General features: G+C 57.3%; 23 protein-coding genes and 1 tRNA gene. 15 read left to right on the forward strand and 9 right to left on the reverse strand.

The genetic code is table 11. The features are described from left to right. The first annotated feature begins 158 nt into the window (after nucleotides 1–158). From QEV83_RS02420 to QEV83_RS02435, 4 genes are all read left to right on the forward strand, one after another. The gene (locus tag QEV83_RS02420) at nucleotides 159–680 is read left to right on the forward strand and encodes a sigma-70 family RNA polymerase sigma factor (protein ID WP_280129702.1); all 522 of its coding nucleotides are present in this window, start codon (nucleotides 159–161) and stop codon (nucleotides 678–680) included. Further along, nucleotides 677–1,444, forward strand: coding sequence for an anti-sigma factor (locus tag QEV83_RS02425; protein ID WP_280129703.1), 768 nt, complete (start codon nucleotides 677–679; stop codon nucleotides 1,442–1,444). The genes QEV83_RS02420 and QEV83_RS02425 overlap by 4 nt, the downstream gene beginning before the upstream one ends. A 36-nt stretch (nucleotides 1,445–1,480) precedes the next feature. After that, the gene (gene lhgO, locus QEV83_RS02430; protein WP_280130949.1) at nucleotides 1,481–2,686 is read left to right on the forward strand and encodes an L-2-hydroxyglutarate oxidase; all 1,206 of its coding nucleotides are present in this window, start codon (nucleotides 1,481–1,483) and stop codon (nucleotides 2,684–2,686) included. Nucleotides 2,687–2,765: 79 nt separating this feature from the next. Further along, the gene (locus tag QEV83_RS02435) at nucleotides 2,766–3,356 is read left to right on the forward strand and encodes a hypothetical protein (RefSeq protein WP_280129704.1); all 591 of its coding nucleotides are present in this window, start codon (nucleotides 2,766–2,768) and stop codon (nucleotides 3,354–3,356) included. Between the two features lie 25 nt (nucleotides 3,357–3,381). On the opposite strand, the gene QEV83_RS02440 is transcribed toward QEV83_RS02435, so the two are convergent. Then, nucleotides 3,382–4,170, reverse strand: a complete 789-nt coding sequence (locus QEV83_RS02440; RefSeq protein WP_280129705.1) for a GH25 family lysozyme — start codon at nucleotides 4,168–4,170, stop codon at nucleotides 3,382–3,384. 393 nt (nucleotides 4,171–4,563) lie between these two features. Here QEV83_RS02440 and QEV83_RS02445 point away from each other — a divergent pair, with 393 nt between their 5' ends. From QEV83_RS02445 to QEV83_RS02460, 4 genes are all read left to right on the forward strand, one after another. After that, nucleotides 4,564–6,303 (forward strand): ABC transporter permease subunit, encoded by a 1,740-nt coding sequence (locus QEV83_RS02445; RefSeq protein ID WP_280129706.1) that lies wholly within the window; start codon nucleotides 4,564–4,566, stop codon nucleotides 6,301–6,303. Nucleotides 6,304–6,312: 9 nt separating this feature from the next. After that, on the forward strand, nucleotides 6,313–7,644 hold the full coding sequence (locus tag QEV83_RS02450; protein ID WP_280129707.1) for a nitrate/sulfonate/bicarbonate ABC transporter ATP-binding protein: 1,332 nt from the start codon (nucleotides 6,313–6,315) through the stop codon (nucleotides 7,642–7,644). A 17-nt stretch (nucleotides 7,645–7,661) separates the two neighbouring features. Continuing rightward, nucleotides 7,662–9,062 carry a multicopper oxidase family protein gene (locus QEV83_RS02455; RefSeq protein WP_280129708.1) on the forward strand — a complete coding sequence of 467 codons (1,401 nt, stop codon included), beginning with the start codon at nucleotides 7,662–7,664 and terminating at the stop codon, nucleotides 9,060–9,062. A gap of 92 nt (nucleotides 9,063–9,154) precedes the next feature. Next, nucleotides 9,155–9,232, forward strand: a tRNA-Trp gene (locus QEV83_RS02460). A gap of 1,202 nt (nucleotides 9,233–10,434) precedes the next feature. On the opposite strand, the gene QEV83_RS02465 is transcribed toward QEV83_RS02460, so the two are convergent. Together QEV83_RS02465 and QEV83_RS02470 are read right to left on the reverse strand one after the other, a co-directional pair. Further along, nucleotides 10,435–10,707, reverse strand: coding sequence for a type II toxin-antitoxin system HicB family antitoxin (locus QEV83_RS02465; RefSeq protein ID WP_280129709.1), 273 nt, complete (start codon nucleotides 10,705–10,707; stop codon nucleotides 10,435–10,437). Nucleotides 10,708–10,945: 238 nt separating this feature from the next. After that, the gene (locus QEV83_RS02470; protein WP_280129710.1) at nucleotides 10,946–11,278 is read right to left on the reverse strand and encodes a GYD domain-containing protein; all 333 of its coding nucleotides are present in this window, start codon (nucleotides 11,276–11,278) and stop codon (nucleotides 10,946–10,948) included. A gap of 244 nt (nucleotides 11,279–11,522) precedes the next feature. Here QEV83_RS02470 and QEV83_RS02475 point away from each other — a divergent pair, with 244 nt between their 5' ends. Further along, a complete protein-coding gene (locus QEV83_RS02475; RefSeq protein ID WP_280129711.1) occupies nucleotides 11,523–12,197 on the forward strand; it encodes a phosphoglycerate mutase family protein in 675 nt (224 codons plus the stop codon). 767 nt (nucleotides 12,198–12,964) lie between these two features. Then, nucleotides 12,965–13,312, forward strand: coding sequence for a hypothetical protein (locus QEV83_RS02480; RefSeq protein WP_280129712.1), 348 nt, complete (start codon nucleotides 12,965–12,967; stop codon nucleotides 13,310–13,312). 256 nt (nucleotides 13,313–13,568) lie between these two features. Here the strand turns inward: QEV83_RS02480 and smbP are convergent, their stop codons facing one another. The 4 genes from smbP to QEV83_RS02500 all read right to left on the reverse strand — a co-directional run bounded on the left by smbP (nucleotide 13,569) and on the right by QEV83_RS02500 (nucleotide 17,078). After that, on the reverse strand, nucleotides 13,569–13,907 hold the full coding sequence (gene smbP, locus QEV83_RS02485) for a small metal-binding protein SmbP (protein WP_280129713.1): 339 nt from the start codon (nucleotides 13,905–13,907) through the stop codon (nucleotides 13,569–13,571). A 787-nt stretch (nucleotides 13,908–14,694) separates the two neighbouring features. Continuing rightward, nucleotides 14,695–15,483, reverse strand: coding sequence for a 2OG-Fe dioxygenase family protein (locus tag QEV83_RS02490; RefSeq protein WP_280129714.1), 789 nt, complete (start codon nucleotides 15,481–15,483; stop codon nucleotides 14,695–14,697). Between the two features lie 417 nt (nucleotides 15,484–15,900). Next, on the reverse strand, nucleotides 15,901–16,122 hold the full coding sequence (locus QEV83_RS02495) for a hypothetical protein (protein WP_280129715.1): 222 nt from the start codon (nucleotides 16,120–16,122) through the stop codon (nucleotides 15,901–15,903). A gap of 161 nt (nucleotides 16,123–16,283) precedes the next feature. Further along, nucleotides 16,284–17,078, reverse strand: coding sequence for a DsbA family protein (locus tag QEV83_RS02500; RefSeq protein WP_280129716.1), 795 nt, complete (start codon nucleotides 17,076–17,078; stop codon nucleotides 16,284–16,286). A gap of 135 nt (nucleotides 17,079–17,213) precedes the next feature. Between QEV83_RS02500 and QEV83_RS02505 the strand changes: the two genes are divergently transcribed. From QEV83_RS02505 to arsB, 4 genes are all read left to right on the forward strand, one after another. After that, nucleotides 17,214–18,395 (forward strand): aminotransferase class I/II-fold pyridoxal phosphate-dependent enzyme, encoded by a 1,182-nt coding sequence (locus tag QEV83_RS02505; RefSeq protein ID WP_280129717.1) that lies wholly within the window; start codon nucleotides 17,214–17,216, stop codon nucleotides 18,393–18,395. A gap of 255 nt (nucleotides 18,396–18,650) precedes the next feature. Beyond that, the gene (locus QEV83_RS02510) at nucleotides 18,651–19,007 is read left to right on the forward strand and encodes a metalloregulator ArsR/SmtB family transcription factor (RefSeq protein ID WP_280129718.1); all 357 of its coding nucleotides are present in this window, start codon (nucleotides 18,651–18,653) and stop codon (nucleotides 19,005–19,007) included. After that, nucleotides 19,000–19,536, forward strand: coding sequence for an arsenate reductase ArsC (locus tag QEV83_RS02515; RefSeq protein ID WP_280129719.1), 537 nt, complete (start codon nucleotides 19,000–19,002; stop codon nucleotides 19,534–19,536). Before QEV83_RS02510 ends, QEV83_RS02515 begins: the two co-directional genes overlap by 8 nt. A 47-nt stretch (nucleotides 19,537–19,583) precedes the next feature. Continuing rightward, on the forward strand, nucleotides 19,584–20,624 hold the full coding sequence (gene arsB / locus QEV83_RS02520) for an ACR3 family arsenite efflux transporter (protein WP_280130950.1): 1,041 nt from the start codon (nucleotides 19,584–19,586) through the stop codon (nucleotides 20,622–20,624). 42 nt (nucleotides 20,625–20,666) lie between these two features. On the opposite strand, the gene QEV83_RS02525 is transcribed toward arsB, so the two are convergent. Next, complete coding sequence (locus QEV83_RS02525) at nucleotides 20,667–21,614, reverse strand: TIM44-like domain-containing protein (RefSeq protein WP_280129720.1); 948 nt, start codon at nucleotides 21,612–21,614, stop codon at nucleotides 20,667–20,669. A gap of 98 nt (nucleotides 21,615–21,712) precedes the next feature. Next, entirely contained in the window at nucleotides 21,713–23,722 is a 2,010-nt protein-coding gene (locus QEV83_RS02530; protein WP_280129721.1) for an acyltransferase family protein, read from the reverse strand. A gap of 285 nt (nucleotides 23,723–24,007) precedes the next feature. On the opposite strand from QEV83_RS02530, the gene fabA reads away from it, so the two are divergent. Then, nucleotides 24,008–24,529 (forward strand): bifunctional 3-hydroxydecanoyl-ACP dehydratase/trans-2-decenoyl-ACP isomerase, encoded by a 522-nt coding sequence (gene fabA, locus QEV83_RS02535; protein ID WP_280129722.1) that lies wholly within the window; start codon nucleotides 24,008–24,010, stop codon nucleotides 24,527–24,529. The last annotated feature ends 3 nt before the right edge of the window (nucleotides 24,530–24,532 follow it).

Here is a 24,532-nt window from a genome sequence, read left to right on the forward strand (position 1 = left end):
TATAAACCGCCGCACCGGCAAAAAGCGCGGCCTTCATCGAAAACAAAAAAAGCCTTCTCTTTCGTCCGATTGTAAGACATGGGGAATAAACACGCGGGCTGGCAAGTCTTCTCCTTAGCAGCTTCGCCAAGCCTAGACCTGCGAAATGGGCTTCCCTCTTGACGAAGACCTCCTCGAACGAACAATTTGCCCTGGTGGTCATGCCTCACCTCGACGACGCTTATGCGCTGGCCCGCTGGCTGACCGGCAATGGCACCGATGCGGAGGATATTGTCCAGGAGGCCAGTCTGCGGGCCTTGCGGGGGCTGGATCGCTATGCTGGCGGCAACGCGCGGGCGTGGTTTCTTGCCATCACACGAAACACGGCCTTCACCTGGCTCGCCCGCAACCGGCCGAAAGCGCTAGTGGTTACCGAAGACATCGAAACCTTGGCGGCAGTTGACAGTTCGGAAACGCCGGAAGAAGCCTTGATCGCCAAAGCCGGCGCCAATGAACTTGAAAGGGCGATTGGCGCCTTGCCGCCGCCCTTTAAGGAAACCCTTGTGCTGCGCGACATCAATGGATTGAATTACCGCGAGATCGCCGAGATCACAGGCGCGCCCCTGGGCACCGTCATGTCGCGCCTTGCCCGCGCACGCGGTCTCCTCATGGCGGCCTTGGCGGGTCAGGGGGCAAAATGACTTCCGTCGAAGAAACCCTACTCACCCAGGCGGCGCTCGACGGCGAACTCGATGCAGCGGGCATGCTCGATTTTGAACATCGGCTCGCTGAAAATGCCACCCTCGCCGCCGACTACGGCCGCCTGAAAACTTTGCGCGAGGTCATGCAGCGGGAACTCGTCAAGCCGGTGGCGCCGCAAGCCCTGCGTGATCGTGTAGCACGAATGGCCGTGCCTCCCGTTGTGTCCCGGTCCCGCACGCCGCCGCCTTGGCGGGCGATGGCGGCGTCTGCCGTCCTTGCGGCGGGACTGGGCAGCGCTTCGACATGGCTTGCATTGCAACCATCGATCCAAGAGGCCCCTCTCGCCGATGCGCTCATCACCGATCACAAACGTGGTCTGTTGTCCGGACAGCCCTTCGATGTGGCCTCATCCGACCGTCACACGGTCAAACCCTGGTTCGCGACGCGCTTTGCACTGGCGCCAAAGGTGGTTGACCTCGCCGGGCAAGGCTTTTCGCTCGCTGGAGGCCGCGTCGATATTGTCGCGGGCCAACCAGTCCCTGTCTTGATCTACCGGCACAACGAGCATTTTATCAGCCTCACCGCCCTGCCCGCGCGTGACTTGCCAGTCAAATCGGCCTTCAATGCCGATGGCTATTCCGTCGAGGTCTGGCGCGACGGCGGCACCGAATATTGGGCGATTTCGGACGCCGACCCGGCCGCGCTGACGAAGTTCAAGGCGGCATTCAATGCCGCCAACGCCAATTCAGGAGCGCCGGATTGACCTCAAAAACGATGCGTCTGGCGGCGGCTTTACCGAATCATGATTTATGATTTTGCAATTGTTGGGGGCGGGATTGTCGGCCTGGCGGCCGCCCGCGAAATTTTGCGCGCGCGGCCCGGAGCCACGATTATTATCCTCGAAAAGGAAAGCGCCGTCGCCCGTCATCAAACCGGGCATAACAGCGGCGTCATCCATGCCGGCATTTATTATGCGCCAGGAAGCCTCAAAGCGCGGTTTTGCCGCGAAGGCGCTGCCGCGACGAAAGCTTTCTGCGCGGAGCAAGGAATAAAAGTCGAAAATTGCGGCAAGCTTCTCGTTGCGACCAATGACCGCGAACTAGCCCAGATGGAGGCTTTGTTCGAGCGCGCCAAGCAAAACGGCATCGCGGCCGAACGGATCGATGCCGCCGGGCTACGGCGTCTCGAACCAAATATCACCGGCACCGGTGCTTTGCGGGTCGCGTCAACCGCAATCGTTGATTACAAATTGGTTGCCGCGGCGTTTGCCCAAATCGCGGCGGAGAAAGGGGCCAATTTACAGCTTGGCACTGAAATCGTCGCCATTCGCGAAGACCCAGACGCCATCGAAGTTTCGACCGTGCATCAAACGTGGCGCGCGCGATTTTTGATCGTGTGCGCGGGTCTGCAGTCCGACCGTCTTGCCAAATTGGCCGGTTTAAAAATCGATCACCGGATCGTGCCGTTTCGCGGTGAGTTTTACACCTTGCCGCAATCGCGAACGGGACTGATCACCCATTTGATCTATCCAATTCCAGACCCATCGCTGCCGTTTGTTGGGATTCACCTGACGCGGACCATCGATGGACGAATTATCGTCGGCCCCAATGCGGTGCTTGGATTTGCCCGCGAAGGCTATAAAAAATTGTCCTTCAGACCCCAAGATGTCATCGATTACCTGGCATTTCCAGGTTTTTGGCAAGTTGCCCGAACCCATTTCGCATCGGGCGTCGAAGAGATGCGAAACTCCTTCTGGAAGCGCGGCTACCTCGCGCAATGCCGGAAATATTGCCCGGGGCTGTCGCTCGCCGATCTCCAACCTGGGCTCACGGGCATTCGGGCCCAAGCGGTTCTACGTGACGGAACTCTCGTGCATGATTTTCTCTTCGCGGAAACCGCCAGAATGCTGCATGTCTGCAATGCTCCCTCGCCTGCCGCGACATCGGCAATTCCAATTGCCCGTATGATCGCCGAAAAAGTCTTGACGCGGTTCGAGCGCGACTAAACCACGCGTTGGCAAAGGGGTCTCGGTTCAGTACAACGCTGCCAGCGCGACGAAAACAATAATGGGAGGAATGATATCCATGAGTGGGATTGGCCGGTTTTCGGCAGCCTTGATCTTTGGCATTGTGATGTTGGCGTCACGGGTGCAAGCCCAGGACACCAGCTTCATGGATATGAACATGAATATGGGCTGCATGTTGATGGCCGGTATGCATGAGATGCAAATCTCTGTCTATCAAGCGGGTGCATTGGATGATTCATGCCCTGAAATCAACGCCACTGGGGCTTCGGTGGTCACGCTGACCGCCGTTTCTAAAGAGTTGCGGGATATGTCGGCGGAGGTTCGTATCGTGCGAGACCCGGATGCCGATCCAAAGGCAGGTGCCCGTCTCGATCCGGTCACACTCGCCTATCTGCCGCCGAAGACCTATCCGTCCGGCGTCATCACGATTCCAGCCAATTTTGACCAGGCGGGCAAATACGCGATCCTGGTGACGGTCAGCGACGGCAAGGACATGACGATGTCCGGCAAGCTCGTCGTCAACGTCGCGCAAGGATCCCACCAATGGCTCATGGTATTTATTTTTGCCGGACTCGTTCTGGCGGGGGGATTTGGGTATTATCTGTGGGATTTTAACCGGCGCAAAAATCTACCAACAAAGAAAGTTTGAGCTTGTAGAAAGTTCACGCCGGGTATCAGGCGCCACGCGCGCCAGCCGGTTTGTTGTCGGCGAGCGATTTGTTGTTGGCGAGCCACGCCTGCCAATCCTTGGCCGAACCATTGAACGCGTTGCGATCGACATAGCCGCGAATGCCGGCCACATGGCCCTCAGCTGTATGCTGCCAGAAATGCCAGCGGCGATTGGCATATTTGAGGGCGGGATGGCACTTTACGCTGCGGACCCAGACCGGGTAATCGGTAAATTCCCCCTGCATCACGTCGCGATGGAAATCGACGGATGTATAAATCACCGGCCTTTTTCCATAGGCCCGCTCCATCGCGGCAAGCATGACTTTCATCTGTGCCAGGGCGATGTCGCGGGGAATGCGTTTCGGGCACGTCCTCGATTGCCCGTTCCATTCGACATCTAGGACCGGAGGTAAGGCATCCGGATCATTGGGAACATTCGCGGTAAACCAGGTGGCTTGTTCCGCCATGGGCCTGCACCAATAGGCAAAATGATAGGCGCCACGCGGCACGCCTGCGGCTTTCGCCGACGCCCAATTTTGGGCAAATTTCTCGTCGACGCGGTCACCGCCCTCGGTCGCCTTGATCCAGGCGAATCGCACCCCCGAAGCGTGCACGCTATTCCAGTCGATGTCGCCCTGATATCTGGAGACATCGATGCCGCCCACCTCATATTCCGCCGGGGTCGGAAAAATATCGTCGCCGGTAACGCCGCCCGCACAGCCCCCCGCGAGCAGCGCGAGGCCCATCCACGAAAAGGAGCCGAGTACTGGAAACCAACGGGAAAAATTTCGCATCGACGCCATCGCCAGCCTGTTAGACCGTCAAATTATCTCATAATCCGTAATATGTCGTTAAAAAGTCAAAAAAACGGCCGTCACGCACATATTGGTTTGTTTTGGTTAACTTCTGGCAGAAATCCGCCTGGACTGGGCGCGGCGGAAGTCCCTGGCCGTTTCCCCGGGAGCCCGTCTAGCGTCTGATGTCATTAAAGTTTCATTTGTCTCGGTAAGCGTAGAAAACCGCGAGGGATCGCGGCTGTCCCACAGCCGAAATCCTTGCCCCGTCCGCCCCCACTCCTTGAACATGTTCCAAAAAAATTTATCGATTTTTCGATCGGAGCATGCTGCAAGTCTGTCAATTTGAGTGCTTTCTTGAGGAAGTGCTCTCGTCCTTCGTGAAAGGCCGCCATGCTATCCCGATTCGTCGCCTTCACCTCGGTCGGCCGCAAAGCACTCCCCAACCAGTATGATCTTTTCGCATTTGCCCTCGTGTTTGCCGCGTTCATCGCGCTCACCCATGTTTCGCATGGGCTGACGCTCCCTCTGACCGCCCCCGAATCGACGGTTGTTTCGCTCGATTATTGGCTTTTGCCTTATTACGCCCTCCGGACCACCTTGCGGATGTTCGCCGCCATCGCCGCTTCGCTGGTCTTCACCTTTGTCTATGCGACGCTGGCGGCCAAAAGCCGGCGGGCGGCGCTCGTTCTGATCCCGTTGCTCGATGTCCTGCAATCGGTGCCGATTCTCGGTTTTCTCTCTTTCACCGTGACTTTTTTTCTTGGGCTTTTCCCCGGCTCGATCCTAGGCGCCGAATGCGCGGCGGTGTTTGCGATATTTACCTCGCAAGCCTGGAACATGGCTTTCTCCTTTTATCAATCGCTCCGCAGCGTGCCGCGTGATCTGATTGAAGTCGCGCGCGGTTTCCGCCTCTCAGGGTGGCAGCGGTTCTGGCAGCTTGAAACGCCGTTCGCGATGCCCGGGCTCATCTGGAATATGATGATGTCGATGTCAGGCGGCTGGTTTTTCGTGGTCGCATCGGAAGCCATCGCGGTCGGCGACACGACGATCAAATTGCCGGGCATAGGCTCCTATCTCGCCCTCGCCATCGAGGAAAAACGCATCGACGCGGTGTTCGCCGCCATCATCGCCATGCTGGCGGTCATCATCGCCTATGACCAATTGCTGTTCCGGCCGCTGGTTGCGTTCGGATCGCGATTCAGGGTTGAGCTTTCCGCTGGGCAAACCCAGGAAAAGTCGTTCGTCGCACAGGTCTTTGCGCGGACACATTGGATGCGCGTTTTGATGAGCGGTCCGGTCCGGCTGTTTCACGCCATTGCGCTGCTGCGGATGGAATTGCCGAGTCGCGCACAACCGCAAACGCCCGGTAAAAGCCCCGGCCTCAGCCGCGCGATCGATATTATATTCGTCACCTGCGTCGTTCTCGCCACGCTTTGGGCGGTCTGGCTCATTATCAGCTACGTCCGCCAAGAACTTACCTGGAGCGATGTCTGGCAAAGCCTCCTCTACACTGTCTTCACCATGATTCGCGTCATCCTGCTCATGATGCTCGCGACTTTGGTCTGGGTGCCGGTCGGTGTTTGGATCGGGTTGCGGCCGGCGCTTGCCGAGAAAGTGCAGCCGCTCGCACAATTTCTAGCGGCGTTCCCGGCGAATGTGGTTTTTCCGATCGCCGTCGTTCTCATCATCAGATTTTCCCTCAATCCCGATATCTGGCTAAGTTTTCTGATCATCTTCGGCACGCAATGGTATATTCTTTTCAATGTCATCGCTGGCGCTTCGGCATTTCCGAACGATCTCAAGGAGGCGGTGTCGAATTTTCGCATCCGCGGCTGGAATTGGTGGAAGAACGTGATCATCCCCGCCATTTTCCCCTATTACATCACGGGTGCGCTGACCGCCTCCGGCGGTTCGTGGAACGCGGCGATCGTCGCCGAATATGTGAAATGGGGCAACGACACGGTGTCGGCGCATGGGATCGGCGCCTATATCGCCGAGGCAACCGCCGATGGCGATTATCCCAAAATCGTGCTCGGCGTCGCGATGATGTCGATTTTCGTCATTCTGTTCAACCGCCTGCTGTGGCGTCCGCTCTATGGTCTTGCCGAACGGCGCCTGCGTCTCGATTGAGGTGATCACATGCAAGACAACACTGCGCGGACGTCATTTGCTGGCAAGCAGACCCTGCTCGACGTCAGACATGTTTCTCAACGCTATCAGACGGGGTCGGGTGAACCCGGGCCGCCTGTCCTCGACGATGTTTCACTGACCCTCAAGGGAAATGAAATCGTCGGTTTGCTGGGGCGCTCTGGGTGCGGCAAATCCTCCCTCCTGCGCATCGTCGCCGGGCTGGTTTTCCCCTCCGGCGGCGAGGTGAGCTATCTTGGTCATGAGGTCACCGGCCCCGTCGATGGGGTTGCGATGGTGTTCCAGAGCTTCGCGCTGTTTCCCTGGCTGACGGTGCTCGCCAATGTCGAATTGGGCCTGCGGGCCAAACAAGTCTCCCGGGACGAGGCCCGGCGGCGCGCCTTGAAGGCGATCGATCTCATCGGCCTCGATGGTTACGAGTCCGCCTTCCCGAAGGAACTCTCCGGCGGCATGCGGCAGCGCGTCGGCTTTGCGCGGGCGCTTGTCGTCCATCCCAATATTCTCCTGATGGACGAGCCTTTCTCGGCGCTCGATGTGCTCACCGCCGAAACCCTGCGCACCGATCTTCTCGATCTCTGGGTCGAGGGACGCATGCCGATCAAGAGCATCCTCATGGTCACCCATAATATCGAGGAAGCGGTGCTGATGTGCGACCGCATCGTCGTGCTGTCCAGCAATCCCGGCAGGATCGCCGCCGAGATCGAGGTCAAGCTGCATCATCCGCGCAACCGGCTCGATCCTGATTTCCGCCAGCTGGTCGACAAGATCTACGCCCTCATGACCAAACGTCCCGCCCCGGTGTCCGGCCGCGATGGCGCCTTCCCCGGCCTTGGCTTTGGCATGGCCCTGCCGCGCGTTTCAACCAACACGCTGGCCGGCATGATCGAGGAAATCGCCGCCGAACCCTATTTGGGCCGCGCCGACCTTCCCGCCCTCGCCGACACGCTCCAAATGGAAGTTGACGAACTTTTCCCGGTGGCCGAAACTTTGCAATTGCTCCGCTTCGCCGAACTTGAGGAAGGCGATATCAAATTAACCCCTGCCGGGCATCGTTTTGCAGGGGCGGATGTCGATGTGCGCAAAAAGCTGTTCGGTGATCATCTCATGGCCTATTTGCCGCTTGCCGCCCGGATCAAAGTGGTGCTCGACGAGCGTCCAACCCATACCGCCCGTGCCGTGCGCTTTTTGGAAGAGCTTGAGGACTATATGTCGGAGGAATACGCCGACCGGACCCTGAAGAGCGTCGTCAACTGGGGCCGCTACGGCGAACTCTTCGCCTATGACGAAACATCGGAAACTTTTAGTCTGGAAAACCCGCAATAACCCAATCAGAGGTTTTCATGCTGTCGCGCCGGAATTTTGTTGCTGGAACTCTCGCAGCCGGCGCGGTGTCGCGGCTGCACGCGCAGACAAACGAACCCGCGCTGACAGTGCTGAGGATTGAGCGCCGTGACATTGAGGTCAACGGCAAGCCGGCTTCGATGCTTGGCGTACGCCAGCCAGATGGAACCATCGGACTGACCACCCGCGTCAACACGCCATTCCGCGTCCGGGTCGAAAACCATATCGATGAGCCGAGCCTCCTTCACTGGCATGGCCTCACACCACCCTGGCAGCAAGACGGTGTCCCCGGCGTTTCCGGACCCGCGATTCCGCCAGGCGGCAGTGCCGACTATGATTTCCCTTTGCCCGTTGGCGGCACGTATTGGATGCATTCGCATTATGGGTTTCAGGAGCAGCTGTTGCTGGCGGCGCCGCTCATCATCAAGGATGGCGGAGAGAACTCCAGTGAGCAGGACATCGTCGTCGAACTCACCGATTTCAGCTTCACGCCGCCGGAAAAAATTTACGCGGATCTTCGCACCCGCCAGATGCCGAAAATGGATATGGCGGACATGCCGGGCATGGTGATGGCGCCCATAAAGAGCAAGCCGGATCTCAACGACGTTCAGTATGACGCCTTTCTCGCCAATGGCCGGACGCTCGACGATCCGGAGGTCATCAAGGTCGAACCCGGTGGCCATGTGCGGCTGCGGATTATCAACAGCTCCTCGATGAGCGCCTACCACATCGATCTCGGCGAACTTGCTGGCCACCTTGTCGCGGTTGATGGAATTCCCGTGCACAAGGTGCCTGGCCGCAGCTTCCCGATCGCCGTTGCCCAGCGGCTGGACATCACGCTCGCCATACCCAACACCCCCGCCGTCTATCCGGTGCTCGCGGTTCTCGAAGGCGAGCGCAAGCAAACCGGCATCGTGCTCCAGGCAGGGCCGGGACAAATTGCCCGCATTTCCAACCAGGCGGACGCGGCATCGCCGCCGCTCACTCTCGACCTTGAGCGCTCACTGAAAGCCATCAAGCCGTTGGCGGACCGCAAGGTGGACCGGACGCACGTGATCGATCTGACCGGGGAGATGCAAGGTTACCAATGGTCTCTCAACAATGTGGTTTGGAATAAGGATGTCCCTCCTCTTGCCGTTGCCCAGGGCGAAAGAGTGGAGCTTGTGCTCACCAACCAGACCATGATGCCGCATCCAATGCACCTGCATGGGCATTCCTTCCAGGTCGTCGCGATCAATGGAAAGCGTTTTGCTGGCGCCGTGCGGGACACCGTGCTCGTGCCGCCGAAAACCACCGTGATCGTGGCTTTCGATGCGAACAATCCGGGATGGTGGGCGTTTCATTGCCACCTTTTGTACCATCAGCATGCCGGCATGTTCACGACTGTGCGCTACGTTTGACGACGCGGCGGCGATTAAACAGCGGTATTCCGCGCTATGCCGCCAAGCGCCCTTGCGTTGACAGGGTTGTTCACGCTAAAAATCCGGCCGCTAGGAGTGTAGCTCAATTTGGTTAGAGCACCGGTCTCCAAAACCGGGGGTTGGGGGTTCGAGTCCCTCCTCTCCTGCCAGTAAATTCAATGAGTTATACGATAAACCTCAGATAGAAGTTAAAGTAGGCAGGTAACTGCTGGGCAGGAAAAGGTAGGCGCGGCCGCGCCAATTACGCGATTGAACAGGGCTGATGCGGAATATCTTGCTCGCGTTCCGCAATCTCTGCGTGGCTGACTGTCGCTCGGCGGTTCCACGCGCGGCGGGTTTTCTGCAATCAATTCACTGCCGCCAACCACGGCGATAATAACGAATGATCGACCAAGAAGTCACGGAGTAAAGTACGCGCCGCCGGAAAGGATCGCGCGGCACTTCCACCACTCGTTGAGGGCCTGTACCGCGTAAGATAGCGCGGACCTTTTCCGTGTCCTGGAGATCAATTTTATCCGTATTACGTTCTAAATAGTCATTCTTCATTGGCGACCCTCACCCTTTTCCAGCTCTGACGCTTGAAGACAGTCACTACACTCAAACCTAAATGAGGCGCTGACATAAATCATGATCCGTTTGGGTATTAATCATAAGCGTCACGGTTCCGCCAATTTTAGCTCACAGTGCTGGCATGAGCTGGGGAGATGGGTGGGTGGCAAATAGGATCGCGCTCACGACGATGCTGCCCCGCTCATGGAACTTACTCGGTCGGAGCTACTTACCCTCAGACGGGAGATGGGTGGCGGGCGGGATAAGGATATGGAAATGAAATTCAAGCCGACGGTTGATCAGCTTTGCACCATTGCGGACATGACAGCGGCGCGTATGACTCCGGAATTCACTGCAAATCGCCTTGGGGTATCATCTAAAAAGTTCCGGGAATGGCGGGAACAGCTGTTGGCGGCGTCACTTGCAGATAATCCCAGTGTTGCGGCTAGGCCAGTGCCAGTCGAGAGGCCAGGGATTTGGAAGTAAACGTTACCCAAAAGTATGCAGTCGGTAAGCCATCGTCGTATATGCAGCAATTTGAGATCGAGGCGCGTCTTGAAGACACTCGATGAACTTAAGCAGCTCGACTGTAAGTGGCCCTGTGCCGAAATCGGTCATCACGAGCATCTATTTTGTGGCGCGCCAGCGACCAAAAACAGCTATTGCGAACACCACGCGGCTCTTGCTTATCGACGCCCTCCGCCGCTCGGCAAGGTCAAGCTCTTACGAGGGTAAGGGAACCGCGCGCAGGAGAAGGTAAAAACCTTTGGGCGTGGATGACAGCATTAAGGGTTCGAGAGCGTCAGTGGATGGCGAGTACCGTGGCGCTGCCCGCCGCAGCACGCGCCGTAATAATCCAAGAAATCATAGCGCCTTGAAGTTCAGTTAATGCCTCCGGCCATGTTTTTCCGAACGCAGAGCAACCTGGTAAATCTGGCGCGACGGCCACATAGCCATCATCCTCACTGCTGCGAAACACCCGCATCTCGAAACCGCCAATTTCAGGCATCAAAGAAATCCATTCGTTAATCGTTAAACCAATTTTAATATTAATAACTATTCGGAAATTCCACATCCGAAAGTCCCAATTGGGTTATCTGTGGTGTGAACCGATTGCGCTACCTAAGACTCGCGACTGGGTCGCCACTCCTCGATGATTTCAACGCCAAGAAAGCTGCCAACCCGGAATCTGAGAGGATGGTTTTCGGCAACCGCGCCGAACGAAACTACGGGAGTGCTCCCGGCAGCTCGCCAGCTTTTCAAGGTGGGCCAGTTACGAAATATGCCACCATGGGTAGGACACGCGGCCCATGTCACCGCCCCGGCGGCTTGAATGACTTGCTGAGCGCTCCGGCTGTTTTAAACGCCTTCATCGCATCCTTGCTTGTCATCGCAACCGTTGTCCTTAGGTGGGAAATCCCGCCAGATGCAGCCCCCGCTATCAGGGCGGAAGCCATGACCTCTTCGCTTGGCGCGTCGCTGATTGAAAGGAAATCGTATTCGCCAAATGTGAAATAGAGATCGAGCAGCTTAGCCCCTGCCTTTTCCATCAGGTCGGCGACGGCCTTCTCGCGGTTCTCGGGATTGGCCACCATGCCCTTGACCGCGTCGGGCGTGTACCGGCCCTGAGTGATATAGATTGCCATGGGTTCCTCCCTTTTCAGTTCATAGTTTTAAGGATCGCCCAAGCGTAACTAGTCGCCCTTCTTCAATTTGGTAGCGGCGTGCTGATTTCGAGCCGTCGCTTCCGGGACATACATCGAACAAATGACTCGCGCGGTATAATCGTCTCCGTTAGGCTCCCCATGCTTCACCGGAGCGACACATGGCAGCCGACACATGGCAGCCGACACATCATGCGATAATAACCTAGAGGCGAGGAGCCAAGCCGTGATCGCGGCATGTGATGGAGATGCCCGCGCGGCGGTCCAGGCCTTGCTGGTTGCCAGGCGGCGGGGCTTGATCACGCGTGTTGAAGGACAAACGGCTTATGCCAATCTCGACAAGTCCGTGAACGCTCGGCTTCCCGATCATCGAGTCGCTTTGTCACCCGAGGGCCATGCGCAAGCGGGCAAAGTCGGGGCCTATCTCGCAACACAATTGAGGAGCGTTCCGCGCACACGCATTCTGGTGAGCCCTTATGTTCGCGCGCGGCAGACCGGAGCGGCAATCGAGCGGGCGCTTGCCGACGCGGCAATCCAGTTCGATAGGCGGGAAGCCACCGAACTTCGCGAACTCGAGTTCGGTCTCTTCGACGGCATAGCTGACGGGGACCTGCCGAAGATTTTCCCTCTCGAATATGAGCACTACGATAAGCATAAGCGCTTCGAAGGCGAATTCTTCGCGCCGATGCCGTTGGGTGAAAGCCGATGCAATGTCGCGGACCGGATCAAGGGCGTGTTCGGGACGATCCTGCGCGACGCCTCGGACGACCGAACCGATCCGATCTTTGACTTTATCATTGTCAGCCACGGCGTCACGATCCGTTGTTTTCGCATGCAGTGGATGCACTATTCATGGGAATGGTACGAGCAAGAGACGAATCCGAAGAACTGTTCCGTGTAACTCATAGAAGGGCATGCCGGCGGCTATACGGACCGGCTGGTCTTCGCTGGGTTTAAAGGTGCAAAGGCTTCGCTTCAGACCCGTCGCGAAGAAGGGAATGTGGGCAAGTAAAGAAATGGCGCCCAGCACGGTTCCCAGGACCGTGTGATCAATGGAGCGGATCGAAAGAGGTTATAATGTTCGCGTTCCTTAGGTGATTGCGCACCCAAATGGGTCATGATGCGAAGCAGCATTTCACATAGGTTTTGCTCGTGCCGTTTTGGCATAGCCGATTGTGTGTAATCGTCTTTCGGCTGTTAAATTATTATAACTAAAGTAATTTTATCACATTTGGCCCCTGATCCACACCCTGGGATCAGGGGCTTTTTTGTATTCTGCTGGCTGGTTCCGCGCCGCCTCCGTGCTCCAGGTGGAACTTTTCGGGCGCTAAACCGATAAGAGACTGCGAAGATGAGACAGCTTCGCACCGCGCCCTCTGCCGGAGGGAGCAAGGCCCCTGATCTTGCCCCCTCAGATAAGGGGCAGTTCTTTATTGGCGATCGCCAAACTTGGCATACGACTTGCCCATTCGTTTCGAGCTTGGTTCCTCCCCCAAGCTTGGACAACGGCCCCCTGGTCTGGAGTATCAGGCCTGACCAGGGGTGTTTCTCCCTCAGCGCTGGGCCTGCCGCGCCCGCCGATAGGCCCACGGGCGAAAATAAAATTGGAACGGAAGCTGCACTTTATGGTTACCCCTCCCACAATCACAAACAGGGAGGATCCCGGACATGAAAGTCACAACACTTTTTATTGTCATTCCAGCAGTTCTGTTTCCCATGGCTGCATACGCTGAGACGTCAGCATCAGAAAATGCGGACGCGCCTGAAATTGATGCCTGCAGGGCAAGCGGCCTCATTGCCTTGAAGGAACACACGCCTACGATTAAAGACGTCGAGATGGATCTCGACAGCGTCCGCGTCATAAAAATGAATTCTAAAATTGGAGATGTGGATATCAAAGCGATGGTGCTTGGAGAAGCTTCTATTGAAAAGAAAACATCCAGCAAGGCGAAGAATTTGATCTGTATCCTGGGCGAGAAGGGTAAGGTATTGCTGACTGTCTTTAGCGACCAATAAGCGGGAAACGACTCCCTCTGCAGTATGTAATCACCATTAGCGGCAAGGCAGACCCCAGTGGTGTCCTCAGACACCTTGGGCGCTGTCTGCGAAAAGCATAATCCCGACAATGGCAAGCGAGGCTGCCTCGAAGAGCAGCCTATCAACGTCCATTGTCATCCCCGTTCCAAGATGAAATGAGCGACAGGCTCCCGCCAAGAGAATGCGGTCCCGGGATTTCGAGACCGCATCTTTGGTGCGCAAATCCCGCGTTACACTATTTGGCCTGTTCCAAATGTGTGAGCGCGGCTTCAGCGTGACCTGTTGCCAGGGCTGTATGGTTCTTATTGTTATCATCGATTGTTTGTTCGAGTTCTTTGACTGCCTCTTGGGTGTGCGGATTAGACTTGGCGATCTCAGCGAGCCTCGCGTGGGAGAGCGCGGTCTTGGCGTGCTCTCCGAGAAGATCGGCATGGGTTTTCTGACCGTGAATAATGGCTTGTTTGGTATGCGTGATGGCTTCGGCGATATGATCTTCCGCAGCTAACGAAATTTGCGGCATCAGGAAGAGGGCGAGACCGAGCCCCAACGATGCGACGATCAGTCTGCGAGACATGGGTAATTCCTCCAGTTGAATTTTTGCTTGTTGACAGCCTCATTTTTCGCACAGAAGCTGACCCGCAACATTTGGGGAGCAAACACAAAGTTTCTACCCCTTTGAACTGCTACACATTCATTTTGTTAAATTGGTCGGCCGCGTGGCCCCAGCGGCGGAACTTTTGGTGCTCAAACGCGTAAAATTATAGGCTTGAAAATTGGAACTTGGCGGGAGATTTTTCGCGATGCTGACGTTTGAAGATCTCAAGCATAAAGATTGTCGCTGGCCCGCTGAGTCTCAAAATGGCGAAATTCTTTATTGCGGCGAGCCAATCCTAAACGATGGACCCTATTGTGCCGTGCATGCCGCAATCGCCTATAACAGATCGCCGCGGCGAGGGATTCCCAATCAAGGAGATCACGCGGCCGCCACGCCCCCGGATGCGCCAGCTGGAACCATTTAAGTCCATATGGGTTGCTCCCCGTTGAAACAAGCAGGAGGGCATCTCATGCGCACTTATGCACTCGCGATCACCGCAGCGGTCGTGTTTGCTTTACCCGCGTTATCCTCGCAGACTCTCGCGCTCGGGTCGAAGGGCGCTCCGGTCGAGGCCATAGAGCATGGCCGATCGGTTGGACAGACAGTTGGACCGACAGCTTGTCCGGAATTGCGGAAAGCCTGCCTTGATAGGAACGTGTCAGGGAAGCAAAGCCAAAGCAATTGCAAAAAATATCGCGAAATGTGCGGTCTGGAATAGGTTGGCGTTTCCATCCCGTTTTAACGCTCAACAGGAGCTGGGGACGGCTCAGTTGCATGTTCCAGCGCCAGGGTCAGGAATAGACCCATGCGTACCATGCAACGGAATTGGAAGGGAAAGCGGCTGCGCCCGAAAAGTGATGACCGCGACATCCCGGCGGGCTTCCAGCCTGGGATCCAAGGGGCGGACCTCCGTCACCCCGTGAAAGACCCGATTGTCTTGCAGGAAGACGCCATCGAGCGGATTGGTCAGCGTGAAGTCGCCCAAGTGAACATGGTTCAGATCGTAGATCGATGTTACCCCGCTTTCGACGTTGCTACGGTCGACCAGCACGACGAGCACCCAATCAACGCCGTCGCGATGCAGGCCCTCAGGCGTCGGCTGGCCGATTTGTCCGGCCCGCGCTTCGATCCGAAACTGGTGTAGCTCCACGTGCCAGGCCTGTGGCCTGTCCGGCGCTGGAGTCAAAGCGTCAAATGCCCTTTTGCCAGCGTCAACAAGCTCCAGGGTGACCGGATGCTGAGCGATGGCCTCTGTCACCGGTTCGAACCAACGTTCGATTCCGCCATTGAGCGGGTTATAGTCCCGGCTCTGATAATGCGGCTGATGCGGCTTACGCTTCACGCCCTCGGAGCACACCGTGAAGGCTGCGAAGCGCCGGCGGCGATAGCGGCCTCCGCCAGCCATGTAGGTATCAATGCCAAGGGCGTCCCAACTTTTGGCGAAGGATGGCCATTCCGCAAGCGCCGCAGGAGTTAGGAGAGCGCGGAATTGCTCCGCGGGCGCAAAACTGAAGCCAGCCGATCGAACTTCCTTGACGACAACCGAAATATCCATGGTCTTTGGGTCCGCCGGCGGTGCAAATCCGGAATCACATCCGCTATGCGGCCGTGTCTTGGCAATGTCACGGCGTTGTAAAAAGCTGACATCGCGAATGCAAGGTGAGCAGACGCGTTGTGCATCCCTAGAGATATGTGATGGCGATAAGTTGGAACAGACAGAACTGGTGACGCCGGCCGATTGTCCAGATCACGGCGACGATGCTGAGCGTTGGATGAGCGGATAGCGGCAAAGCAATGCTTTACCGCCTAAAATTTTTGATCGTGCCGATGGGCTTGGCGCTCATTTGGCCAAGCATATGCGAATCGCTCTTGGTTTCTTGGGCTTAAATGCCGCGATGGCGGACCTTGGAGTCCAGATCAACTTGCCGCATCACAAAGAGACAAGCTGAGACAGGCGTCCAGCGATACAAGACTATATCTTCATTCCCAACATGTGACGGAGGGCGACGATTGCGCCTTTCCAGAGCGGAACCGCTGGCGCATCCTCATGCCAGTAAAAATCTCCCGGTTCGTCGCTGACGCTTAATTTTGACTCCAGCGGGAGTGCTGCGTCCGCAGACTTAGGCGCACTTTGCTCGAGATCTGAAACATCTCGACCTGTGAAATTTGAAAGTTCTGCATTCAACGTCGCCATAAAGTCCGCCTTCAAATTGAATCTGATTCAATGCTCCTAATAATAGTAACAAATCAGCCGCCTTTTCATCACCCATTTGGGGCAATTTCCATTTTATCAGCTTGACCATGCCTCGCGCGGGCGCCAGCCAAACGAATGGCGCCCAAATTCCGCGCGGTGGATTACGAGCAAATCGCCTTGCCGCATTTTTTGATATTGGCGACCTTGGCTTGCAAATCATCATATCCCACGGCGCCGACGACAACATCGCCGCCGATCACATAAGAGGGTGTGCCCGTGACCTGCAGGGATTTGGCGAGTTTTTCCGACTCCTCTATGCCGACACCGGTGGCTGGCGCAGCGGCGTCCTTCTCCAACTGCTTCATATCGGCCCCGAGTTCCTTGGCGGCGGCGAGTGCTTCCGCCTTGCCGACCGGACCATGCGAGCCGAGAAGTTTTTGGTGGAATTCCCAGAATTTATCACCCTTGAACTGCAGGCGGGCAGCGTTGGCTACACGCGCTGCCTCGACCGAGCCAGGCGACAGAATCGGCAGATCGCGCAAGACGACGCGCAGATCTGGATTGTCCTTCATGAGCCGCGCGAGATCATTCAAGGCGCGTTTGCAATAGCCGCAATTGTAATCAAAAAACTCGATGAGGGTGATCTTGCCACCGGGATTGCCGATCACCGCTTGATTTGCGCCGCTAAATAGCAAACCCGAGGGGTCTGCGACAATGTCTTGCCGCGCCTTCGTCTCGGCAGCCTTTTCCCGCGCTTCGAGAACGCCGATAGCCTCGCGCAGCACTTCCGGCTTTTGCATCAGATAGTCCTTGATGATGGACTCGATGTCGGCTTTCTGGCCGGCTGAAAACCCGTCGGCCCGCACTGGGGTGCAAGCCAGCGCGACAACACCGAGTGCCAGCACTGCCAAGCGGCCAGCGTGCAAGCGGGAAACTTCTAGACTGCGCAAAAACATCAACCATCCTCCTGGGAATTTGCGGTATCTATAAAGCACCGCCGGTCCTATGAAAATGTCCCCGGCGCAGGAAACCACCGCTATCGCCAAAATCCTCGGCCTGCGCAACCTGGCCAAGCTCAAGGCCAAACGCAAATGACAAAAGATCCCTTGCTGGTTGATTCGTCCCGGGTGCCCCTATCGCGCCGATCCAATGTCGCGCCTTTCATGGCCTTGGATGTGCTGGCGAGCGCCACCCGCAGGGCGCGCGAGGGGCAGGATATCGTCCATCTGGAGATTGGCGAGCCCGGCGCGCCGCCGCCGCGCGGGGTCCGGGACGCTGCCATCGCGGCCCTTGATGGTCGCAAAATCGGCTATACCGAAGCGCTTGGCCGCCCGGAACTGCGGGCCCGCATCGCCCGGCACTATTATGATACTTATGGCGTCACCGTCCCGCCCGAACGGATTGCCGTCACCACTGGTTCGTCGGCTGGATTCGCGCTGGCGTTCCTCGCCCTCTTCGATCCAGGCGCGCGTGTCGCCATCGCGGCGCCGGGCTACCCGGCCTACCGCAACATTTTGGAGGCATTCGGCATCGAGACGGTGACCATCGAGACCGCGCGGGCAGATCGTTTTACCATGACTGCCACCATGATCGAGGCCAAGCATCGCGCGAAAAAACTCGACGGCATCCTGCTGATGAGTCCGGCCAACCCGACCGGCATGATGATGAGCGGCGACGAGCTGCGCGGCATTGCTGAGACCTGCGACCGGCTCGGTGTCGCTTTCATTTCCGACGAAGTCTATCACGGCCTGACGTATGGCGAGGCGGCGGAGACGGCGCTGAAATTTTCCTCGAACGTTATCGTTGCGAATTCTTTCTCCAAATATTTTTGCATGACCGGCTGGCGTATCGGCTGGCTGGTGCTGCCCGAGCATTTTGTTCGCCCGGTCGAGCGGCTGCAGCAAAGCCTCTCCATCTCGGTGCCGTTCCTCAGCCAGATCGGCGCGGAAGTTGTCTTCGACGCGCAAGACGAATTGCAGGCCGTGCTTGCCGGCTATGCCCGAAACCGCAACATCCTTCTCAATGAACTGCCGGGCATAGGATTCGATGTTTTGGCCGCCGATGGCTCATTTTATCTTTATGCGGATATCTCGCGTTTCAGCGACAACTCGCTCGATTTTTGCGCAAGGTTGCTCGACGCGGCGGGGGTCGCGACGACGCCGGGATTGGATTTCGACCGGCGGCGCGGCACCTCCGCGATCCGGCTGTCTTTCGCCGGACCGGAAGGCGATATCATCGAGGCGGCGCGGCGGCTGAAGGCGTGGCTGCGGTAAGCTGGTTTGGTCCGATTTTCGAGGCCAATCGGACAAAAACGTTTCACGTGAAACGTTTTGGTACGATTGGCGGAAAAATTTTCCAAACGCCGCTTACAGAGGGCAGCTCGCTTCAGGTGGAATTGCGCCGCGAAGCTGTATGTTTGGCGGTCTGCGGTCTTGGCGTGGCACCGTGGTGCCCCGCCAATCGGGCGAGTCGACGTTCCCAGAAATTGGTGCCTTGTGTCCGCTCAAAATATCCGTTAATCTGGATATGTGGATACTATGGAAGCAATCACCGCTCTCGGGGCGCTCGCACAAACCACGCGACTGGACACCTTTCGGCTGCTGGTCGAAAGAGAACCTGATGGCGTTCCTGCGGGCGAACTCGCCCGCCTCGTGACTGTGCCGCAAAACACCATGTCGGCGCATCTCGCCATTCTCGCCCGCGCGGGTCTCGTCGTCGGGGAGCGGCACAGCCGCTCGATTATCTACCGCGCCGATCTCTCCCGATTTCGCGAAGTCGCGTTGTTCCTGCTCAAAGATTGCTGCGGCGGACGGCCTGACATATGCGCGCCACTCATCGCCGATCTCACTCCCTGCCGTGCGCAAAAGGCTCGTGTCCATGACTGATCGCATCTTCAATATTCTCTTTCTTTGCACCGGCAACACCGCCCGTTCGATCCTCGCGGAAAGCATTCTTCGCAAAGACGGCGCAGGGCGCTTCAATGCCTTCTCGGCTGGCAGCCACCCCAAAGGCGCGGTCAACCCGTTCGCACTCAAGACACTCGCGGCCTACGGCTATCCAACCGAGGGTTTGCGCTCGAAGAACTGGGACGAATTCGCGGCCCCAGATGCGCCGCAAATGGATTTCGTTTTCACGGTCTGCGACAACGCGGCGGGCGAGGCGTGTCCCTTATGGCCGGGACAGCCGATGACGGCGCATTGGGGCATCGAAGACCCTGCGGCGGTAGAAGGCACGAATATTGAAAAAGAGCGCGCCTTCAATGAGGCGTTCCGCTTCCTGCGGAATCGCATTCGGGCTTTTACGGTACTCCCGGTCAAGAGCCTCGACAACTTGTCGCTCTCTGCGCGCCTGCACGAAATTGGGAATATGGAAGGCGCTACGCGCGCCCCAATGAAAATGAAGGACGCGCAATGACTCAAGCTGCATCGACTGCCGAAATGGTAACGGCCAAAGCACCCTCGTTGGGTGCATTCGAACGCTATCTGACTCTATGGGTCGCGCTCTGCATCGTGGCTGGCGTTGCGCTTGGACAATTTCTGCCTGGCTTGTTCCGCGTCCTTGGCACGGCAACAATAGCTGAAGTGAATCTGCCCGTCGCGATTCTCGTCTGGCTGATGATTGTTCCCATGCTGCTCAAAATCGACCTTGCCGCCCTTGGCGAGGTACGAGAGCATTGGCGCGGCATCGCCGTGACAGTTGGAATTAATTGGCTGGTCAAGCCGTTCTCGATGGCGTTGCTCGGCTGGCTGTTCGTCGGCACCCTGTTCCGGCCGCTCCTGCCTGCCGATCAGATCGACGGCTACATTGCCGGATTAATCCTGCTGGCGGCGGCTCCCTGCACGGCCATGGTGTTCGTCTGGTCGAATCTTGTGGATGGCGAACCGCATTTCACGCTGTCGCAGGTCGCGCTCAACGACACGATCATGGTGGTGGCCTTCGCGCCGATTGTCGCGCTGCTTCTCGGCCTATCCTCGATCACCGTGCCCTGGAACACGCTGTTGCTGTCAGTCGTCCTTTATATCGTGGTGCCGGTGATTGTCGCGCAGTTCTGGCGCCGCCTGCTGCTGGCGAAAGGCGGGCAAGCCGCGCTGGCCCGCGCGCTCCGTTCCTTGTCTCCTGTATCACTTTCGGCCCTGCTATTGACGCTCGTGCTGCTGTTCGGCCTGCAAGGCGAACAGATCATGCGTCAGCCTTTCGTCATCGCCCTCTTGGCGGTGCCGATCCTGATACAGGTTTACTTCAATGCCGGTCTCGCTTACTGGCTCAACCGCCGTCTCGGCGTCGCATGGTGCGTCGCCGGGCCTTCGGCGCTGATCGGAGCCAGCAACTTTTTTGAGTTGGCCGTCGCAACGGCGATTGCCCTTTTCGGCTTCCAGTCGGGCGCCGCGCTTTCAACAGTCGTCGGCGTGCTGGTCGAAGTGCCAGTCATGCTGTCGGTCGTCCACATCGTTCGTCGCTCACGTGGATGGTATGAGCAGGCTCCCCTGGCGATTAGGCTATAGTTTGGCGGTCAGCGGTGGCCGCCCCCCCACCCGCATGTTTCGTCAGGTCTGCTGGATCGCCGACAGCTTCCAATCCCCAGGCGCGCCGCCAAGGCGCCGGGCGAAGGTCCAGACTTCGGTGGCCTGATCTGGCACCGCCGGATCGCCTGAAACAATTTTGCCCGAGGCACGGTCCACCATCGTGTCGACGAGGGAAAACTGCATGGCGACGGTGGCATATTCGGTTTGCTGTTCGCGCCACGCCTCGGAAAGATCACCATTCAGGAATCTGACGTCCGAAACTCTGTTCACAACACCTTTTTTGGCATTGGCAGCGAGTTCTTCAGCGAAGAAAGAAGCCATTTCCGGGGTTGCCAGGGACCGCAGCCGGTCAAAATCCTCGGCGCCGAACGCGGCTTCGATCGCCACGAGCCGCTGTTCGAAGGTGTTGAAATCCGCCGGGGAAATATCGAGTTTTGCATTGGGTGCCGCGCCAGCAAAACCGCCGCCGCCAAATCCGCGCGCCATGCCTTGGCCCTGCCCCATCCCCTGACCGGGAGTAAAGCCAGCACCCTGGAAGGCGGGTCTGCCGCGCACAAACCCCATCACGAGTTTGAACAACAGGAACAAAAGCCCGATTTGGAGAAGCAGGCCAAGAATCGACATACCACCGCCGAGACCGCCAAAAAGACCGTTACCGAACAGCATGCCGAAGAGACCGGCGCCGATGAATCCGCCGAGCAGGCCGCGGCCGAAGCCGCCAGAGAAAAAGCCGCCCTGCTGGCCGAAAGCAGGCGGGCGCCGGAAAATGCCCTCATTGGGAGAGCTCATCGACCGGTCCATCGGGGCGGCGCGCGGCGCGAGCGGTGTCGCCGAGGGGGCGCTGAAGGTGCGCGCGCCCCGGCTGCCGAATGAAGAGCCGCCGCCGACGCGCGCGGAAACATCGCTGGCAAAGCCAAGCGCAAGCGTTACGGCAAGGGCCAAAATCAAGGTGTTGTGGCGGAACGCCATGGGGTCATCCTATTGCGTGGAGCAAGCAGCGACTTGCCTGCTCTCGCTATATAGGGGGAAAGCGCGAAAGCAAAAGATGCGTTCGGGAGGTTCCGTGTTTAGGGCGTGGCGCTTGTTGGCATGGCCACGGCGCTCATCCGGTTGCTCACACCGGCGGCGTCGTCCAGGAATTGAAAGCGGGTCGCCTTGACCGCGCCCGAGCGGAAATGTCCCTCGTCCCGGTAATAAGGCATGCCATCTTTGTCGACGGTGGGACAGCGGTCTGCCTCGCACAGGAAATCGAGAGGATCGACGAATTTCGAGCCGAGAGACGCCGCAAGGATAATCAGCCGACTCTTCGTCGCGGCGGCTTTCGTCTCGTATTCTTTGCGGTCGATATATTCCACCTCTTTAGTGTCGCCGCCCCAGAATCTTCGCTTGGCGAGTTCGACCGGGACATCCCATCGGCTCGCAGGCGTCGCACCAACAATGACGATTTCGGCACCGCGCTCCTTGAAGGGAAGGAGATGATCGCGCAAAGAAGCGAACGCGGCATCGAGATGTTTCAAAAACCAGTCTGGATCTTGCCGCAACGTGCAATTATCCCCTTCGACAAAACATACGTTGCGGACGGGCAGATAAAAATAAGCGTACCAATTCGAGACAAGCACGATGCGCTTGAAGTTTTTGGTCTTGATATAGTCCAGGACTTCATCGACGAACCCGTTGCAGTTGAAGCGGTCATGAATCATGCGAACCCCGGTGAGCGGCGGACAGCCGGCCGTCGCAAGAAAGGTGAAGGAACTCTCCGGATTGAGCTTCGCATTTTCAACGAACCGGCTATAAATTTGCATGGTGTAGGAATCGCCAAGAAACAGCGTGCCGCGCCCCGTATCTGGACCAAGCTGACACGGCCTCAGTTTGTCTTTCGTATCCCGGCCATTGCATTCGTCCGGGAAGGACCAGTCATGGGCCGCCTGGTTATACATCGCGAGCTTCTGTCTTGCATCCTCGCGGCGGTCCGGCATTCCCTCGTAGATCGTGACCGTGGACGCAAAAATCAAAGTGATCACCAGGACGCCGCCTCCCGCCAGCAAGCGCGAAAACCTCGGCTCTCCCCATTTTTGGGCCACGAACCGTCTGGCCAAGGCGAGAAGCAGGCCGCCCACCCCGATAATCGCCGCAAGGATCAAAATTTCACAGGAGATTTTGAAAGCCGTCGTTTTCGTAAATCCAATGTAAAGCGCCGCGACGGAAACCGGCCAATGCCACAGATAGATCGAATAGGACCATTTTCCGGTGATCTGCAGGAGCGGGTTGCGGAAAATCAACGCTTCGGGCCGGTTCGCCGCGATCACGAAGCAGGTTCCAGCGACAGGAAATAGCCCCCAATAATAGGGCCATGGCATGAATTGATCATAGATGGCGATGGGAACGAATATGAATATAAGACCAATGGTAATTAGTATATCTGAATATTTCTGTTGCTCATTTTTAAACTGTAGAGCAACTATGCCGCCGGCGAGCAGCTCCCATGCTCTCTGTGGAAGCAGATAAAAAGCAGATGATGGCTCGGCAATCGAATAATAAAGGCAGAGTGCGAACGAAATCAGTGCGAATGACCAGAGAATTGCGACAATATAGTTTCGTGTCTTTTGATATCGATACAAAAGCATCACGAGGACTGGAAAAATCAAATAAAACTGCCATTCCAACGAAAGGCTCCAAGTATGCAAGAGCCATTTGGCATCGCTTGACGAGTCGAAATAGCTGGTTGCCTTCCAGAACCGGAAATTCGAAAAGAACAGCAGCGCGGAAATCGATGTCGAACCAAGATAATGATAGCTCCCTGGTTCGATGGCAAAATATCCCACGGTCAGCAGGACAAAACACACACCCAAGAGGCCGGGAATGATGCGCTTGGCGCGATCATCATAAAAGGTCCAGAGATTGAATTTGTCCTTGCTCAATCTCCCCATGATGATGGATGTCATGAGATAGCCGGAGATCACAAAGAAAACATCGACCCCAACAAAACCGCCCGGAATGAAACCGACCTTGAAATGAAAAAGAACGACAGCAGTCACCGCAAGCGCCCGAAGGGCGTTGATATCGGAACGGAATTTCATGGGCCCCCTCTTGGCACTTAACCAATTGTCTTGGCTATTCTTCCGGCAATGCACGGTTCATCGCCGACAAAAGCAAATCAGCCGCATATTTCACTTGAGCTCCATCTAACAAGTGTCGCAAACTTGGCAAAATGATGGAGAACCCCCGCCTCTATCAACACGAAACGGCCCTGTCGCGAGAGCAAAGGTTGCCCGATGGCATCCCGGCAATCCCTGTGTTAGAAGGCCGCGAACCTCACCGGAGAAAGCCTGGCTGCCGGGTGGGGACATGAGAGCGAAACGAACATGAACGAGCGGCGCGCCAAATTCGAATATGAGGATCTCATCGCCTGTGGGCGGGGAGAATTGTTTGGGCCAGGCAATCCGCAATTGCCGCTGCCGCCGCTTTTGATGTTCGATCAAATCACCGGTATTTCCGAGCAAGGCGGCGCCAACGGCAAAGGTGTGATCTTGGCCGAATTGGCGGTCAAGCCTGACCTTTGGTTTTTCGGCTGCCATTTCAAGGGCGACCCGGTGATGCCCGGCTGCCTCGGTCTCGACGCTCTGTGGCAGCTCCTCGGCTTTTACCTGGGTTGGCTCGGCCTCAACGGCCGCGGCCGGGCGCTGGGTGTCGGAGAGGTCAAATTTTCCGACCAGGTGTTGCCCTCTGTCAAACGCGTCATTTATGGCGTCGATCTGAAACGCGTGTTCAAATCCAAACTCGTGCTCGGCATCGCCGATGGCTGGCTCGAAGCCGATGGAACGCGCATCTACGAGGCTAAGGATCTTCGGGTGGGCTTGTTCAAGGCCGAGGCCTCCTCGCCTTGATTG

Origin of the sequence: Methylocapsa sp. D3K7 (assembly GCF_029855125.1) — a bacterium.
GTDB lineage: Bacteria > Pseudomonadota > Alphaproteobacteria > Rhizobiales > Beijerinckiaceae > Methylocapsa.

Bases quoted from the DNA above. Each gene is read 5' to 3' on its own strand.
- QEV83_RS02455 (WP_280129708.1), top strand. From the start codon at position 7,662: ATGCTGTCGCGCCGGAATTTTGTTGCTGGAACTCTCGCAGCCGGCGCG.
- QEV83_RS02425 (WP_280129703.1), top strand. From the start codon at position 677: ATGACTTCCGTCGAAGAAACCCTACTCACCCAGGCGGCGCTCGACGGC.
- QEV83_RS02440 (WP_280129705.1), bottom strand. From the start codon at position 4,170: ATGCGAAATTTTTCCCGTTGGTTTCCAGTACTCGGCTCCTTTTCGTGG.
- QEV83_RS02480 (WP_280129712.1), top strand. From the start codon at position 12,965: ATGAAAGTCACAACACTTTTTATTGTCATTCCAGCAGTTCTGTTTCCC.
- smbP (WP_280129713.1), bottom strand. From the start codon at position 13,907: ATGTCTCGCAGACTGATCGTCGCATCGTTGGGGCTCGGTCTCGCCCTC.
- QEV83_RS02470 (WP_280129710.1), bottom strand. From the start codon at position 11,278: ATGGCAATCTATATCACTCAGGGCCGGTACACGCCCGACGCGGTCAAG.
- QEV83_RS02490 (WP_280129714.1), bottom strand. From the start codon at position 15,483: ATGGATATTTCGGTTGTCGTCAAGGAAGTTCGATCGGCTGGCTTCAGT.
- QEV83_RS02515 (WP_280129719.1), top strand. From the start codon at position 19,000: ATGACTGATCGCATCTTCAATATTCTCTTTCTTTGCACCGGCAACACC.
- fabA (WP_280129722.1), top strand. From the start codon at position 24,008: ATGAACGAGCGGCGCGCCAAATTCGAATATGAGGATCTCATCGCCTGT.
- QEV83_RS02495 (WP_280129715.1), bottom strand. From the start codon at position 16,122: ATGGCGACGTTGAATGCAGAACTTTCAAATTTCACAGGTCGAGATGTT.
- QEV83_RS02500 (WP_280129716.1), bottom strand. From the start codon at position 17,078: ATGTTTTTGCGCAGTCTAGAAGTTTCCCGCTTGCACGCTGGCCGCTTG.
- QEV83_RS02525 (WP_280129720.1), bottom strand. From the start codon at position 21,614: ATGGCGTTCCGCCACAACACCTTGATTTTGGCCCTTGCCGTAACGCTT.
- QEV83_RS02435 (WP_280129704.1), top strand. From the start codon at position 2,766: ATGAGTGGGATTGGCCGGTTTTCGGCAGCCTTGATCTTTGGCATTGTG.
- QEV83_RS02445 (WP_280129706.1), top strand. From the start codon at position 4,564: ATGCTATCCCGATTCGTCGCCTTCACCTCGGTCGGCCGCAAAGCACTC.
- QEV83_RS02530 (WP_280129721.1), bottom strand. From the start codon at position 23,722: ATGAAATTCCGTTCCGATATCAACGCCCTTCGGGCGCTTGCGGTGACT.
- QEV83_RS02450 (WP_280129707.1), top strand. From the start codon at position 6,313: ATGCAAGACAACACTGCGCGGACGTCATTTGCTGGCAAGCAGACCCTG.
- QEV83_RS02465 (WP_280129709.1), bottom strand. From the start codon at position 10,707: ATGTGGAATTTCCGAATAGTTATTAATATTAAAATTGGTTTAACGATT.
- QEV83_RS02505 (WP_280129717.1), top strand. From the start codon at position 17,214: ATGACAAAAGATCCCTTGCTGGTTGATTCGTCCCGGGTGCCCCTATCG.